The sequence below is a fragment of the Streptomyces sp. NPDC093071 genome (assembly GCF_044754545.1).
Classification (GTDB): Bacteria; Actinomycetota; Actinomycetes; order Streptomycetales; family Streptomycetaceae; genus Streptomyces.
In genome coordinates, this window is the sequence record NZ_JBIVPH010000002.1 from 191776 (window position 1) to 205912 (window position 14137).

At 73.6% G+C, this 14137-nt stretch carries 11 protein-coding genes; 5 read left to right on the forward strand and 6 right to left on the reverse strand.

The genetic code is table 11. The features are described 5' to 3' along the window. Positions 1 to 419 precede the first annotated feature (419 nt). Positions 420 to 1592: a PP2C family protein-serine/threonine phosphatase gene (locus ACIQD7_RS06745; RefSeq protein ID WP_402440079.1), complete on the reverse strand. Its 1173-nt coding sequence runs from the start codon at positions 1590 to 1592 to the stop codon at positions 420 to 422. Positions 1593 to 1700: 108 nt separating this feature from the next. On the opposite strand from ACIQD7_RS06745, the gene ACIQD7_RS06750 reads away from it, so the two are divergent. Then, entirely contained in the window at positions 1701 to 2147 is a 447-nt protein-coding gene (locus tag ACIQD7_RS06750) for a MarR family winged helix-turn-helix transcriptional regulator (protein WP_402440082.1), read from the forward strand. A gap of 204 nt (positions 2148 to 2351) precedes the next feature. Here the strand turns inward: ACIQD7_RS06750 and ACIQD7_RS06755 are convergent, their stop codons facing one another. Then, positions 2352 to 2804 (reverse strand): MarR family transcriptional regulator, encoded by a 453-nt coding sequence (locus ACIQD7_RS06755; protein ID WP_402440085.1) that lies wholly within the window; start codon positions 2802 to 2804, stop codon positions 2352 to 2354. Positions 2805 to 3057: 253 nt separating this feature from the next. Between ACIQD7_RS06755 and ACIQD7_RS06760 the strand changes: the two genes are divergently transcribed. After that, positions 3058 to 4809, forward strand: coding sequence for a PP2C family protein-serine/threonine phosphatase (locus tag ACIQD7_RS06760; protein WP_402440088.1), 1752 nt, complete (start codon positions 3058 to 3060; stop codon positions 4807 to 4809). Between the two features lie 473 nt (positions 4810 to 5282). Continuing rightward, positions 5283 to 6029, forward strand: a complete 747-nt coding sequence (locus tag ACIQD7_RS06765) for a phosphotransferase family protein (protein ID WP_402440090.1) — start codon at positions 5283 to 5285, stop codon at positions 6027 to 6029. A 730-nt stretch (positions 6030 to 6759) separates the two neighbouring features. Here the strand turns inward: ACIQD7_RS06765 and ACIQD7_RS06770 are convergent. The 3 genes from ACIQD7_RS06770 to ACIQD7_RS06780 form a co-directional block, all read right to left on the reverse strand. Next, the gene (locus ACIQD7_RS06770) at positions 6760 to 7623 is read right to left on the reverse strand and encodes an SDR family oxidoreductase (protein ID WP_402440092.1); all 864 of its coding nucleotides are present in this window, start codon (positions 7621 to 7623) and stop codon (positions 6760 to 6762) included. Between the two features lie 582 nt (positions 7624 to 8205). Beyond that, positions 8206 to 9888, reverse strand: coding sequence for an amidohydrolase (locus tag ACIQD7_RS06775; RefSeq protein ID WP_402440095.1), 1683 nt, complete (start codon positions 9886 to 9888; stop codon positions 8206 to 8208). A 53-nt stretch (positions 9889 to 9941) separates the two neighbouring features. Further along, on the reverse strand, positions 9942 to 11429 hold the full coding sequence (locus tag ACIQD7_RS06780) for an APC family permease (RefSeq protein ID WP_402440098.1): 1488 nt from the start codon (positions 11427 to 11429) through the stop codon (positions 9942 to 9944). A 134-nt stretch (positions 11430 to 11563) separates the two neighbouring features. Here ACIQD7_RS06780 and ACIQD7_RS06785 point away from each other — a divergent pair, with 134 nt between their 5' ends. Beyond that, a complete protein-coding gene (locus ACIQD7_RS06785) occupies positions 11564 to 12295 on the forward strand; it encodes a TetR/AcrR family transcriptional regulator C-terminal domain-containing protein (protein ID WP_402440101.1) in 732 nt (243 codons plus the stop codon). Between the two features lie 278 nt (positions 12296 to 12573). Here the strand turns inward: ACIQD7_RS06785 and ACIQD7_RS06790 are convergent, their stop codons facing one another. Beyond that, positions 12574 to 12969, reverse strand: coding sequence for a hypothetical protein (locus ACIQD7_RS06790; protein WP_402440103.1), 396 nt, complete (start codon positions 12967 to 12969; stop codon positions 12574 to 12576). A gap of 519 nt (positions 12970 to 13488) precedes the next feature. On the opposite strand from ACIQD7_RS06790, the gene ACIQD7_RS06795 reads away from it, so the two are divergent. Next, the gene (locus tag ACIQD7_RS06795) at positions 13489 to 13845 is read left to right on the forward strand and encodes an STAS domain-containing protein (protein WP_402440106.1); all 357 of its coding nucleotides are present in this window, start codon (positions 13489 to 13491) and stop codon (positions 13843 to 13845) included. Positions 13846 to 14137: the final 292 nt, after the last annotated feature.

Sequence of the window (14137 nt, forward strand, 5' to 3'; positions counted from 1 at the left end):
CACCGGAGGAGCGGCCTTTTCACCGACGTGCCCTTCCGGCATTTCCCACGTCCACACCAAGTACGGATCATGGAGATCCCGCGCAAACGAGATGTTCCACCCGCAGCCGGGAACCAGATCGCCCACCGTGCGATATCGCCCGGCCAACGGGTTTCTACAGCGCAGTTCGAGAACGCGATTACCGATGCATCCGATACGCGCCTATCGACCGTACCCCGCCTCGCGCGGACTGTCCTCCCGAACCCTCGTCGCACATCGGGGGAGCACGCGGAGAGCCTGCCCGACCAGCCGAGGAAGTCCGTCTTCTCCCTCAACGCCCCCATCAAGGCGGGCGTACGCACCCTTCCCTCGGCCGACTCCAACTCGCTCGCAGCATCATCTGCCTGCGACGCCTACGAACCTCATTCTGAAACGATCAGTCAGCCCGACGGTCTTCCGCGCCAGTCGAGGCAGACGACCATGGCGTCATCGTCGGCGTCGATCATGCCGCGGTGGCCGGCGAGTTCCTGGAGGACGGCGCGGGGGACCTGGGAGGCGGGCAGGAGCCGGGTGCCGGTCAGGGCCCGGGCCAGGGCTCGTTCGCTGTACCGCTCCCCTGACGGCGAGGTGACGTCGTAGACGCCGTCACTGACGAAGACGAGGCGGTCGCCCGGCTCGGTCCGGAAGTGCTCAGCCGTGTAGACGGTGTCCTCGAACATGCCGAGGGGCAGCTGGGCGTCCAGCTCGATCTGCCTGACCTTGCCGCGCCGTACGAGCCACATCTTCGGCGATCCGGCGTCCACGATCTCCGTCGCACCGGTGGCGAGGTCGAAGCGCAGCAGCAGGGCCGCCAGGTGCTGGGAGCCCCGGTGCTGGCCGTAGATCGCCTGGTCGGCGAGGTAGGCCTGGTCGGTCAGGGAGAGGCCGGCCCGCCGGGCGTTGCGCAGGGCGTTGACCGCGAGGTTGGTCAGCAGGGCCGCGTCGATGCCCTCGCCCATTCCGTTGGTCACGGTCAGGGTGAGGTCATGGGTCGATGTCGACCAGTCGAAGTTGTCGCCGTAAATCGCGTAGGCGGGTTCGAGCTGTGCGCCGATGTCGTATTCCGGACGGCTGCACGAACGGCCGGGGAGGAGCTGCCACTGCATTTCGGCGGCGAGCGTGAGGCGGTCGGCCCGCCGGGCCTGGAGGTAGAGGTCGGTGTCGCGTTCGCCGACGATGATCTCGTGTCCGAGCACCTCGGCGATCTGTGTCAGCTCACGGGCGGTGTCGGAACCTTCACGCCATTCGGGAAGGAGCAGGCTCAGGACTCCGATGCGGTCTCCTCGCACGCTCACCGGCAGGTGCACGGTGACCGGGCCGTTCCCTTCGGCGTCCTCGACGTGGGGCGACTGCCAGTTGAAGGCCCGGCCCGGGGCGCTGTCGTGGACGGCGACGGGTTCCCTCGTATGGGGGAGAGCCGTGACCGGTTGCAGTATGGTCGTCGCGTAGTCGGCCATGAGCAGGGTGACGCCCACGGCACCGTATTGCGTGACCAGACCTTCCTCCAGGGACGGGAGGAGGGCGTCGGGCGTGGCGGTCCGCAGGGCGCGTTCGACCGCGATGAATCTGTCCATTGTCCGGTTACCGCCTAGTCTCAGAACGGGTGCGAAAGGGGATCTCTCGTGTCTTGGCGACCGGAGGGAACGTCGCGGCGCAACGGTGCGGAGGGTTCTGCCGCCGGCGTGGCGCTCGAGGTCCTGGAACTGCTCGAAGTGCTGTGGTCCCAGGGGGAGACGGTGTCGACGGCCCCGTTGTCCTCTTCTCAGGTGCGCGTGCTGTACGTGCTGGAGCGCGAGGGCGTGGTGAATCTGCGCACCCTGGCCGAGAAGCTGGACTCCATGCCGTCGTCGGTCAGCCGCATGTGCGACCGCCTGCGGGCGGTGGGCTTCATCGACCGTGGTCACAACCCGTCCGATCGCCGTGAGCTGGAGCTGCGCCTCTCACGCAGGGGGGCGAGCTACCTCAGGGCGTTCCGTTCCCGCCGTGAAGAAGTCCTGCGCGAATTGCTGGGGAAGATGACCCCGACCGAGCAGGCCGTTCTGGTGCGGGGGCTGTCCGGGATCCGGACCGCTGCCGTTGCCGGGTCCCCCCGCGAGGAGAGGGGCGCCGACGTCACGGAGTCGGCCTGAAGCCGACGGCTGTGCCGATCGGGACACGGTTCCTTCCTTCCGAGGAGATGCCGGAGGCCGTCCGCGGGCCTCGTGATGCTGCGACAGATTCGTTCCTCGGGCAGATACTTGTCAAATGACAAGTATCGCGGCCGTGCGACCGGCGGCGGGCGGGCAGGTACGTGGTGGGAGGTCCGCGCGGAGGGCGAAGCCGGGCCCTGGGGGTCAGTGGCCCCCGGCGCGGTCGCGCAGCGACCTCCGCAGGGCGGCGAGCAGGCCGTCGAGTCCGGCCCGTACGGCTTCGTCCTCGGCGTGCTCCGCCAGGAGGGGTGACGGCTCGGCCAGCCGTTCGGCCCGCATCTCGGCGAGCAGCCGCCGGCCGGAACGCGTGGCGGTGACGATCTTGCCCCGTCCGTCACCCGGCGCCGGGGCGCTGACCACCAGCCCTGCTTGTGCGAGCTTGGCGGTCACGCGGCTCAGCGAGGCGGCCGGTACGGAGAGGAGCCGCGCCAGCCTCCCCGGGGTCAGTCGGCCGAGTTGTTCCAGCAGGACCAGTGTCCGGTAGGCGAGACCCACGGGCTCCCGCCGCAGTTCCAGCTCCTCCCACAACTCCAGCATCGCGGCGGCAGCCTCTTCGTCGGCCGAGAGGCCGGAGGCCTGGTCCGGGTCGTCGTTCATAGGCAGGTGCGGGATCGAGGACGATTCCCTCCCGCTTTCCCCGCAAGACCCCCTCTATGCCCGCCCGAAGCGTCCTGATCGTTTCCGGCATCCGCCACGGCCCTCCGCACGGCCGGATTCGGTCGCGTCGGGGCGGAGACGGGGAAGCGGACGAACATCTCTCCTTTCCGCCTCGTTCGGCCCCGTCCATGAAATACTTGTCGCACGACAACTATTGCCTGGCGGTCCGCGGGCGGGAACTGGGGACGAAAGCGTGACGACGGCAGCGTCCGGAGCCGAAGACGGCCACGCGGACACCCCTGGGGGCAGGTCCGCGGACGCGCTCCTGGCCGAGGCGTTCGAGTTACTGCCGGACGCCGTCTCCATCTCGCTGGCGGTACGGGACGCCGACGGCCGGGCCGTCGACCTGTGTCTGGAATACGCGAACGCGGCCGCCCGGACCGACCACGCGCCCGAAGCGGCGTCGGCCGGAGACCCGTGCGGCACCCTGTGGTCCCGGACGCGGACGGTCGGCGACGGGGTGCTCGCCGCCTGCCTGGACGTGCTGAACACCGGCCTGCCGGAGCACGGCGTGTTCACGCCGGCCCGGAAGGGCGCCCACCACGGGACGGACCACGAGTACCGGGCCTTCCGGCTGGGGAACGACCGCCTGATGCTGGTGTCGCGCACCGACCGGTGCGCACGGACTCCGGAACGCACGGGGCCGCGGTCCGACGGCGAGGGCACGGGCGGCGACGGGAGCGCCCGGGAGCGGCTGCGGATCCTGGCGGACGCGGGTGCCCTACTGGGGGCCTCGCTCGACCGCGAGGCGACCTTCGACGCCATCACGAACTCCGTCGTGCCGGGCCTGGCCGACGGCTGCCTCCTCTACCTCGCAGACGACGCCGGCCATCCCGTACTGGCCGCTCTGGCCCATCGCGACCCGGGCCGACGGCGGGAACTGCGCGACCTGACCGAGGCGTCTCCCCCGCACCCGCGCGCCAAGGGCGGAGTCGGCGCCGTCATCCGCACCGGACGCCACGAACGGGGCACGGACGTCGCCCGCGCCCTGAACCCCTCCCCGCACATCGGCGAAGACGGCCGTACCCGGCGCCGCCCCTCATCCGCGGACTCGTGGCTGACCGTCCCCGTGGCCCGGTCCGGCACCGCGATCGGGGCCGTGGTCCTGGTGAGGACCGCCCCCGGGCGCTCTCCCTTCACCGAGGAGGACGTCCGCCTCGCCCGCGAGCTCTCCCGCCGCGCGACCCCGGCGATCGAGAACGCCCACCACCACGCCGAGCAGACGGAGGTGGCGCGCAGGCTCCAGGAGAGCCTGCTGCCCCGCGTCCTGCCCGACGTACCGGGCCTCGAATTGTCCGCCCGTCACCGTCCCGGCCAGAAGGACACCCTGGTGGGCGGGGACTTCTACGACGTGTTCCTCAGTGGCCCGCGGATCTGGACCGTCACCGTCGGCGACGTGGCCGGCAAGGGTCCGCAGGCCGCGGCACTCACCGGTCTCGTCCGCCACACCGTCCGCGCGACGGGACGGGACACCACCGACCCCGCCGCCCTCCTGCACGCCGTCAACGCCGCCCTCCTCGACGAGCCCTCGCCCACTCGCCGCTTCTGCACCACGGCCTGCGCGACCCTGCGCGCGGACGGCTCCGGGATGCGCCTCGCCCTGGCCCTGGGAGGTCACCCGCATCCACTGCTGCGCCGGAACGACGGGACCGTCGTTCCCGTGGGGCACCCGGGCACCCTCCTCGGAGTGGTGGACGAGCCCCGTCTGCGAACCGTTCGCCACGATCTGGAACCCGGCGATCTGCTGCTCTTCTACACCGACGGCGTCACCGAGCACCGCTCGGACGACGTCATGCTCGGCGAGGCGGGCGTGCGGGCGGTTCTCGCGCGCACCCCGGGAGCCTCGGCCGACGCGACCGTACGCCTCCTGGAGCAGGAGATCGTCGCGCACGGCCGCCAAGCGCCCACCGACGACTTCGCCATCCTCGGCCTGCGCGTGCGCTGACACCGGATCACGCGCCCCGTGACTCCCCCCGACCGGCTCGACGGCGAACCGGGCACCCGTGAGCAAGGGGGTCGGTCGGGCGAGAGGTCGTACGGCGCGTCGAGCCATCGGACGACGTGACGGGTACGGAGGAAGCGGAAGCGGGCCATCGGCCGGGGTACGGCGTCGTGGTCGGCGTCGACAGCGTGCGGGACGAGGAGAGCGCCGCCGGTGTCGGTTCCGGCGGGGGCGCGGTCCTCCTGCGACAGCCCGTCTCCGGAGAAGCCGGCGGCTGTCCCGGCGGCCACGTTCCGACCGGGCGGCCCGCACCGGTGCCGTGCAGACCCTGCACCGGTGGAGTTCGGCTCAGGACTCCTGGCAGGAGTGGTGGACTCGGCCTGGTCGAGAAGCCGGGCGGTGGGACCGGTCGGCCGGGTCACCGCGTACGACAGGTCAGGAGACATCGGCGATCGCCTCGGGAACACTGGTCGCCCATGGATGAGGTCGAGGTCGTCGTCGCCCATTCCGAGCGTGCGACCCTGCGCGTCGGCGACGTGTTCTTGAAGGTGGACGCCGATCGGGCGCGGGTCGACGCCGAGGTCGAGGCGATGTCCCGCGCCCCGGTCCCGACCCCGGAGGTCCTGTGGCGCGAGCCGCCCGTGCTCGCGATCGCCGCGCTCCCGGGGACGACGCTCGGGCGCCTCGGCGGGCCGTCGACCGGGTCGTCGGCGGCGTGGGCCGCGGCGGGCGCCGCCATCCGGAAGCTGCACGACGCGCCGTTGCCGCCCCGCTCCGGCCGGGCCGGGCGGAGCGCCGACGCGCTGACGGCGGAACTCGACACCGAGTGCGCGCTGCTCGTGACGAACGGCCTCCTGCCCGCCGACCTGGTCACCCGAAACCGCCGGGTCGCCGAGGCCGCGTTCCGGCCGTGGACTCCGGCGTTCACGCACGGCGACCTGCAGATCGCGCACGTCTTCCTCGACGGGGACGAGGTGACGGGCATCATCGACTGGTCCGAGGCGGGCCGGGGCGACGCCCTGTACGACCTCGCCACCTTCACGCTCGGACACGAGGAACGCCTCGACGACGTCCTCGCCGGCTACGGCACCGGCGTCGACCTCGACGTGATCCGCGCGTGGTGGTCCTTGCGCAGCCTGCTGGCGGTGCGCTGGCTGATCGAGCACGGCTTCGACCCCTTCGCGCCGGGCTGCGAGGTCGACGTCCTGAGGTCCCGGACGTGAGGCTGCGCGGGTACGACTGCCGCACATGCCTTCCGGCGCGTCGAACAGGTCTCCCCCCTCCCATGGTCACCCGCTGCGACGTACGCGCCCGCGTCCGCCTCGGCGCCGCGACCGCGGCAGCCCTCGCCCAACCGGCGACCGACGTGATCGGCCGTCCTGGCGCCCGAGCCCGCCGGTGGGGCGGCGGGCCTTCCGCCTCCTCCGGCAGCGCCTCCACGGAGGCGGACGCCGCCGGTCGCACGGGCGAATCGGCCTGCTGTGACCGGGGGCCGCGGCCGCCGCGTTCCCCTCCCCCGAGACGGCCCCCGACCGCTGGAGACCGTCGGCCGCCCCCTGCTCTCCGCCTGCCGGGGTGCTCACTCCCGGGCACGAACACCGGCGGCACGGCGTCGGGGCCACCTCCCTCCGCCGCCGACTCCACGACGACCCGCGCCTCCCGTTCGCCTTCCGGTTCCCGGCCGGGGAGGAGAGTCAGGAGGTGCGGGGCGAGAGGTGGACGGGGGCCCTCGCCGGCTTCCCGCCGGGGCGGCGGATCGCCGCCGTGGTCAGCGAGCGGGTCGAAGCGGACGAGGCGACCGATCGTCGGGGCGGCCACGCGCGACGGCCGGACGGCAGCGGCTCCCGACGCCCCGGCCGGTCCCCGCGGCACGACGGGGACCGCCCCCGCGTCGGCGGTCGCGCGCCCCGCTCGGCGACAACGACAACGCTTCGACGGGGTCCCGCGCGGGTCTCACACCGGGTCGTGGGCGACGCCCTCCACCGCAGGGGGCGGCGCCATGTCCGTGAGGAGGCGGGCGGCGGCCAGTTCGTCACGGGCCGCCCGCTCCACGGCCTCGAGGTAGAGAAAGGCGTCCTCGCCGATCGGGACCCGCAGCGGCGTGGCGCCCGGCGAGGCGACGAGGGCGAGCACCCGGGCCGCGAAGTCCTCGGGGCGGCCCATCGCCGCGTCGTCGGCCATGCCGCGCAGTCCGTCCCACATCCCGGCGGTCGCGGCGGCGTACTCGGGCATCCGCCGCGAGGAGCGGGCCAGTGAGGCCCCGTAGCCCGTGGCGAAGCCGCCCGGTTCGACCACGGTGACGCGGATGCCGAAGGCGGCGACTTCGGCGGCAAGCGCCTGACTCATCCCCTCCAGCGCGAACTTCCCCGCCACGTAGGCGCCGAGGCCCGGGAAGGCCATCCGGCCGGCGAGTGAGGAGACGTTGACGACGTGGCCGTGGCCCTGGGCACGCATACCCGGCAGGACGAGCCGGACAAGCCGCCAGGGGCCGATCAGCAGGGTCTCCATCTGGTCGCGGATCTCACCGTCGGAGACCTCCTCGGCGGCGCCGAACAGCCCGGCTCCGGCGTTGTTGACCAGGACGTCGATGCCGCCCAGCCGTGCGGTGGCGTGACGGACGGCCTCCTCGCACTGGGCGGCGTCGCGCAGTTCGAGCGGGATCGGCACGATCCGCCCCGGATGGCGGGCGGCCGTCTCCTCCAGCGCCTCGGCGCTCCGGGCGGTGACCGCGACCCGGTGTCCGGCGGCGGCCGCCGCCTCCGCCAGCGCCCGGCCCAGACCCGACGAGCACCCGGTCACCAGCCAGCGTCTTCCCATGCGTCCCCCCGTGACGTGCGGCATCGCTGCCGGCCCTCGTCCGGGACGCGGCATCGGCCGCATCCCGGTTTCCGGGCTCATGATGAGGTCGTTCGAGGCGGCGGGCCATGCCTGTACGGGGGCGCGTGGGCGCGCGGGAGGAGCGCGCCGTTGCGTGCGGACGCGGAAGGCGTCCCCGGTGCCACATGTGCGCGTCGTCCACCGGCACCCGGACGAGGGAGGGGATCTGCCGGGGCGGCCGGGGAGGTCATGCGGCAGGACGGGGGCCCGGGCGGCGGGTGCGGCACTGCGGCCGGGCCTTCCCGGTCCCGGCCCCCTCCTCACCGCGCCGCGCGCCGGTCGGCGGATCGCGCTCGCCTCGACGGCGAAGGCACCGGAGCCGGTGGCCGTGGCCGACGCGACCCGGACCGGGTGGCGCGGCGAGCCCGGGCGACGGGGGAGGAACGGCGTGGGCTCGGGTTCGTGCGACGCGGACGCCTACGTGCCGGCCCCGGCCCGGATCCGCCGGCGTCGGAACGACGCGGTGAACGCGCGCCCGAAAGTCGTTCCGGGCCCCGGCCGAAGCCGGGGCCGGCGGCCCGCTCAGTGCGCGCCGGGGGTCGCACGCCCGTCCGCGCTGTAGACCCGCACGCCGTCCACGTAGGTCTCGACCGCGCGGACCTCGTGGAGGTCGGTGGGGGCGACGGCGAACGGGTCGCGGTCCAGGACCGCGAGGTCGGCGAGGCGGCCGACCTCGATCACACCGGCGTCGTCCTGGTGGTTGACCCATGCCGAACCGGCCGTGTAGGCGGCGAGGGCGTCGCCGAGGGCCAGGCGCTGTTCGGGCAGGAACGGGGGGCGCGGATCCGGTTCGCCCAGCTCCTCCGCCCACACCTGGCGGTTGACGGCGACGTGGATGCCGTGCCAGGGGTCGGGGCTGGAGACGAACCAGTCGCTGCCCGCCGCGAGGACGGCACCGGCCGCGTGCAGGGCTCCGAAGGGGTACTGGCGCCGTCCCCGTTCCTCGCCGAGGAACGGCAGCGTCAGCTCGTCCATCGCCGGTTCGTGCGCGGCCCACAGCGGCTGCATGTTCGCGGCGGCGCGCAGGGTGCGGAATCGCGGGATGTCGTCGGGGTGCACCACCTGGAGGTGGGCCAGGTGGTGGCGCAGGCCGGTGTGGCCGTGCGCGGCCACGGCCGCTTCGAGCGAGTCCAGCGCCTCGCGGACCGCCCGGTCGCCCAAGGCGTGGAAGTGGATCTGGAACCCGTGGCCGTCGAGGGCGATCACGGCGTCGCGGAGCACGGCCGGGTCGACCATGGAGATCCCGGCGTTGTCGCCCGGGCAGCCGCAGGAGTCCAGGTAGGGCTCCAGCATGGCGGCGGAGAAGTTCTCCACCACCCCGTCCTGCATGATCTTGACGCTGCCGGCGGTGAAGCGCCGTCCCCCGGACGCCTTCTCGCGGCGGGCCATCAGTGAGTCGATCTGGCCGAGGTCCTGGTCGCGTTCCCACCAGAGCGCTCCCCGCACCCGTGCGGTCAGTGAACCGTCGGCGTCGCAGGCGAGGTAGGTGTCGAAGGGGTCGGGGAAGCCCGCGTACGTGCCGACGAGGGCGTCCTGCCAGCCGGTGATCCCGAGCGAGTGCAGCAGTTCCTGGGCGGCGAGGAGTCCGGCTCGGGCCTCGGCCGCCGAGGCGGGGGGCACGAGGGCGCCGACGAGGGTCATGGCGCCCTCGTGCAGTACGCCGGTGGGTTCGCCCGTGGCGTCGCGCTCGATGCGGCCGTCCGCGGGATCGGGGGTGTGCCGGTCGATCCCGGCCAGCGCGAGGGCGCGGGAGTTCACCCATGCCGAGTGTCCGTCACGGACGGGGAAGTAGGCGGGCCGGTCGGGGAGGACGTCGTCGAGCCGGTCGCGGTGCGGCAGGCCGCCCGGAAAGGCGTCGAAGGACCAGCCGCTGCCCTGGATCCAGGCGGCCCCCGGGTGGGCGGCGGCGTGGGCGGCGATCGCGGCTCGGTAGTCGTGGGGGGTGCGGCCCGCGCTCAGGTCGCATCCGAGCATGCCGATCCCGGCGATCACCGGGTGGACATGGGCGTCGGTGAACCCGGGCTGGACGAACCGGCCGCCGAGGTCGGTCACCTCGGTGCGCGGGCCGATGTGCTCGCGGACCTCCCGGTCGGTGCCGAGGACGGCGATCCGGCCGCCGGTGACGGCCAGTGCCGATGTCCGGTGGCGTACGGGGGACGCCGTCCAGACGGTGCCGTTGAGGAGGACGTGGTCTGCGTGACGCATGTGCGGGCTCCGGTGGGTGGGACGGGAAGGTTAGGAGATGGTCCGGGCCGCGGTCAGCCCCCCGCGGCGGCCGGGGCGGGTTCGAGAGGGGCCGGCGGCTGCGTGAAGTAGGCGGCCCTGCGCCGGTAGCGGGTCCACAGGGCGGCGGGTACGCCGACGGCGACGACGGTGAGCGGCAGGACGGTGAGGAAGCGCCCGTTCTCGGCGTCGAAGGCCAGGTGGTCCACCGAGTTCCACTGCTGGTGGGCCACGAGGCCGCCGAGCAGCAGCAGCGCGGTCCCGCCGAGCAGCGGCAGCAGGCCCACGACGAGCGTGTCCCGCATCCGGCCCCGCAGTTCGCGGCGGAAGGTGACAGCGCAGGCTATGCCGCCGACCCCGTACATCAGCGAGACCAGGATGCCGACGGAGTTGACGACGGCGACGACCACCTCCGACAGCGACCCGGCGGCCAGTCCCGCGAGCGACACCCCGACGGCGAGGGCCGCGATGCGCACGGTGGAGGTGGCGGGCGTGCCCCAGGCGGGATGCAGCCGGGTCCAGCTCGGCCCGAGGACCCCGTCGCGGCCCATGGCGAGCGTGAGCCGGGCCCCCGCGATGACGCTCGACTGCATACAGGCGACGGTGGCGAAGAGCATCGCGGCGAGGGCGGCGGTCGCGCCCGCGGTGCCGTAGAAGGCGCGGGCCAGTTCGGTGACGCCGGACAGCGGGTCCGCGAGCTGTTCGGGCGTGAGGGCGTGCAGGAAACCGGTGGCCGAGAGGAGGAAGAACCCGGTGGTGACGAGGATCGCGATGATTCCGGCCCGGCCCGGCGAGCGGACCGAGGTCGACTCCTCGACCACGGAGAAGGCGCTCTCCCAGCCCCAGAACATGTACGCCGCCATCACGGTCGCTCCGAGCAGCGTGAGCGTGTCGGGGAAGGCGAACGGCGAGAACCACGAGGCGGAGACGGGGGCCGCGTCTCCCCGGACGAAGGCGGTGGCCACGAGGACGGTGACCACGACCGCGGAGGCGGCGAGCAGCACGCTCTGCACCGCGGTGGCGCCCCGCACCCCCCGCAGCGCGCTCACGACGATCAGGCAGCTCCACACCAGGCCGGTGGCGGTGACCGCGAGGGCGTCGTCCGGGGAGGGCGCCGTGACGCCCGCCTCCGCGAGCAGCCCGACGGTGAACTGCCCGGTGAGCTGGCCGGCGTACGACAGGAACAGGATGTTGGTGGCGACCGAGGTCCACCCGGTGAGGTAGCCGGTCCAGGGGCCGAGTGCCCGGCGCACCCAGACGTACGCCGTCCCGCAGTTGGGATCACGGACGGCGAGCCGGGCGTAGCCCCCGGAGACCGCCAGGATCGGCAGGGCCGCGAGCAGGAAGGCGGCGGGCATCGCGGTGCCGGCGAGTGCCGCGAGGAAGGCGAGGCCTATGCCGACGCTGACGGTGGGGCTGATGTTGGCCAGCGCGATGACCACGCCGTGCCGGGTGCCGAGGGTCTTGCGGAACGCGGCGGCGGGCGGTGACGCCTCGCCGGAGACGGGGCTTCCGTGGTCCATGGGCAGCACTCCTCGGTTCGGGGTGCCCCGCAGACAACCGCTCGCCGCACCATTTTGTCAACGGCGTGGGTAAAAGATTCCACACCTCTCGGCAGGGCTTGCGAAGGCGCTGCCCGGCCTGGTCTGATCACCCCGTGGCAGTACGAGGCAGAGGTCGTCCCCGCAAGGTCGAGCTGGACCTGCGGATCATCGTGGACGCCGCGCTCGCGCTGACCGACGACGAGGGCGCGGCGGCGCTCAGCGTGCGGCGGCTCGCCGCCAGACTGGGCGTCGATCCTTCCGCGCTGTACCGGCACGTCAGGGACAAGGACGAACTCCATCTGGCCCTGGCCGACCGCCTGTTCGAGGAGTCGCTGACGGGGTTCGAACCCTCGGAGGACTGGCGCGACACGCTGCGCGACCTCGCGCTGCGCACGCGCGACACGGCGCTGCGCCACCCCGGCGCGGCGGTCGTGGCCACCTACCGCACCACCCGGCGCCCCGCCGAGATGCGGATCGTGGAGCACATCCTGGCCGCCTTCGGCCGGGCCGGCTGCTCCCCCGCGCTGGCCGCTGTACTGCACCGGGTCTACGGCGACTTCTCCCTGGCCTGGGCCGGGATGGACGCGGCGTTCGAGACGCTCGACGGGGCGGCCCGTACGGGCGACGAGCAGGCGTGGACCCGCGACTACCCCGCGGCCGACCCGATCGCCTTCCCCGCCATCGCGCGAAGCGTGGCCCACATGGCACGGCTGGACGGGACCACGGTGTTCCTCGCCGCGCTGGAGACCCTCCTGGACGGGCTCGCGGCGCGGATCGCGGCGGAGGCCGCGAGCCGGCGCCCGGACGCGCCCGGCGAACCGGCGGGCCGGACGCGGGCCACGTAGCCGCCCCGCAGTCGCGACCGGCACCGGGACGGCCCGGGAGCACGGTGGCCGCGCCACGCGCCGTCCCGGGCGTGTGCGACCACGCGTGCGCCCCCGTCACGGGCGGGCGGACGGGCTCCCGCGCACCGTCGGTGACGAACGCGGGCCCGGTCCGGTGACATCACCCACCCGCCCGTCACCGGCGGAAGGCTCCCGCACCCGGCCGCCCGCCGTCGTGAAAGCGCGGGGCCGAACCCGTGGCCGCCCGACACGGCACCGTCCACGATTCCGGACGGCGTTCACCCGCCGTGCCCGTAACGGAGGCGGGCCTCGTGCCCGTCGATGCGCACCGTGCAGTCCGCGAAGAGTCGCAACGGAGGCCGACGGCCGTCGTCCGGAGCGAGCGTGAGGCCCAGATCCCGCAGTGGTCCGTCCGGGCCGGCGAACCCGAGCCCGTCCGGGTCAGGGCCTTTGCGGGCCGCCCGTGCCTCGAACAACGGCTTCACGGCCTCCCAGCCCGGCCCGGGGGTGAAGCGGGCCAGGAAGTACGGCTGGTCACGGTCGTACTCGCTGAGCTCGCCGATCAGGACGTCCCCCCGCAGGAGCCGCCACCGCGCCGTCCGGTGTCCCCGTTCCCCGTCCCCGGGTCGGGTTCGCGTCTTCGCAGCGCGCAACTCTCTGGTCAAGCACCTCATTCTGAAGTGATCGGTTATGTGCAATGTCGATTCCAGAGGTGAGGCGGTCCCCGACGCGGGAGGGTGCGCGCCGGACCGGAAGGACGATTCGGTCGCCGGGGCGGCGGAGCGGTCCCGACCCGCTCCCGGCACCGCAAGCCAACACGGTCGACGGGAACCGGACCACGCAGTTCCCCAGGCAGAAGTACCGCTTCCCGTACTTCTGCCGGCGCTCGCGACGGGGCCGTCGGCCCGGGGCGCGCAGCCGTGGTGAGCACCAGGAGGCCGACCGGGGGCGAGGGGGGACCGCGCGTGCCGCCGTCACCCCGGCGGAACGCCGCCGTACGCGGCCGGGCGGCCGGGTACGGGATCCGAACTCCGGCTCGTCCTCCCGCCGGTGCATCCGAGGGCCGCGGTCGGACCGTAAGGAGCAGAGGTGAGGCGGGCCGTTCCCGGTGAGGGGTGCCGGACACGGCTGCGGCTCTCCTGATGGACGACGGGTTCGGTTCTGCGGGTCACCGCTGTGGAGGGTGTGGGACGATGAGCGGGCGGAGAAAAGCGGTTCTGAGCATCGGAGACGCGCTCGTGGTGGTCGCCCCGGCGGTTCTGGACGACGCGGCGATGGTCTCCCTCCAGGAGGACCTGTCCCTCCGCGTCGTCGACGAGGCGGCTCGCGGTGTCGTCGTCGACCTCTCCGCCGTCGACGTGGTCGACACGTTCGTCGGGCGTCGGCTCTCCCTGATCGGATCGGTCGCCGGGATGCTCGGTGCCCGCACCGTGCTGGTAGGAGTACGCCCGGCCGTCGCGCAGACGATGGTCCGGCTCGGCGTGGGCTTCGACGGCCTGACCGTGGCACACGACCTCGACGCCGGCCTGAAACTGCTGGACGCGCGCTGAAAGCGCGGGACCTGCGAACGAAGGCACGCCCTCGGGTCGGCACAAAGACGAAGGGGTACGTGGTCGGCCGGGAAGAGGTCCGCCGGAACGACGGCACCGAAGGCCCGGGGCGTGCCGGAGGTGACCGCCGGGACCCGCTCCGGGGGACGGCGAGTTCGCCGCACCGGGTGACGGCGGCCCGGTCTCTCCCGGGCCGGCCGGTCTGACCCCCGGCCGCGTGCAGCCGCGCGCGGTCTTCCTCGCCGGCCTCCGGTGGCCGTCCGGCATGATCGTGCGGTGCCCGGGCAGTATC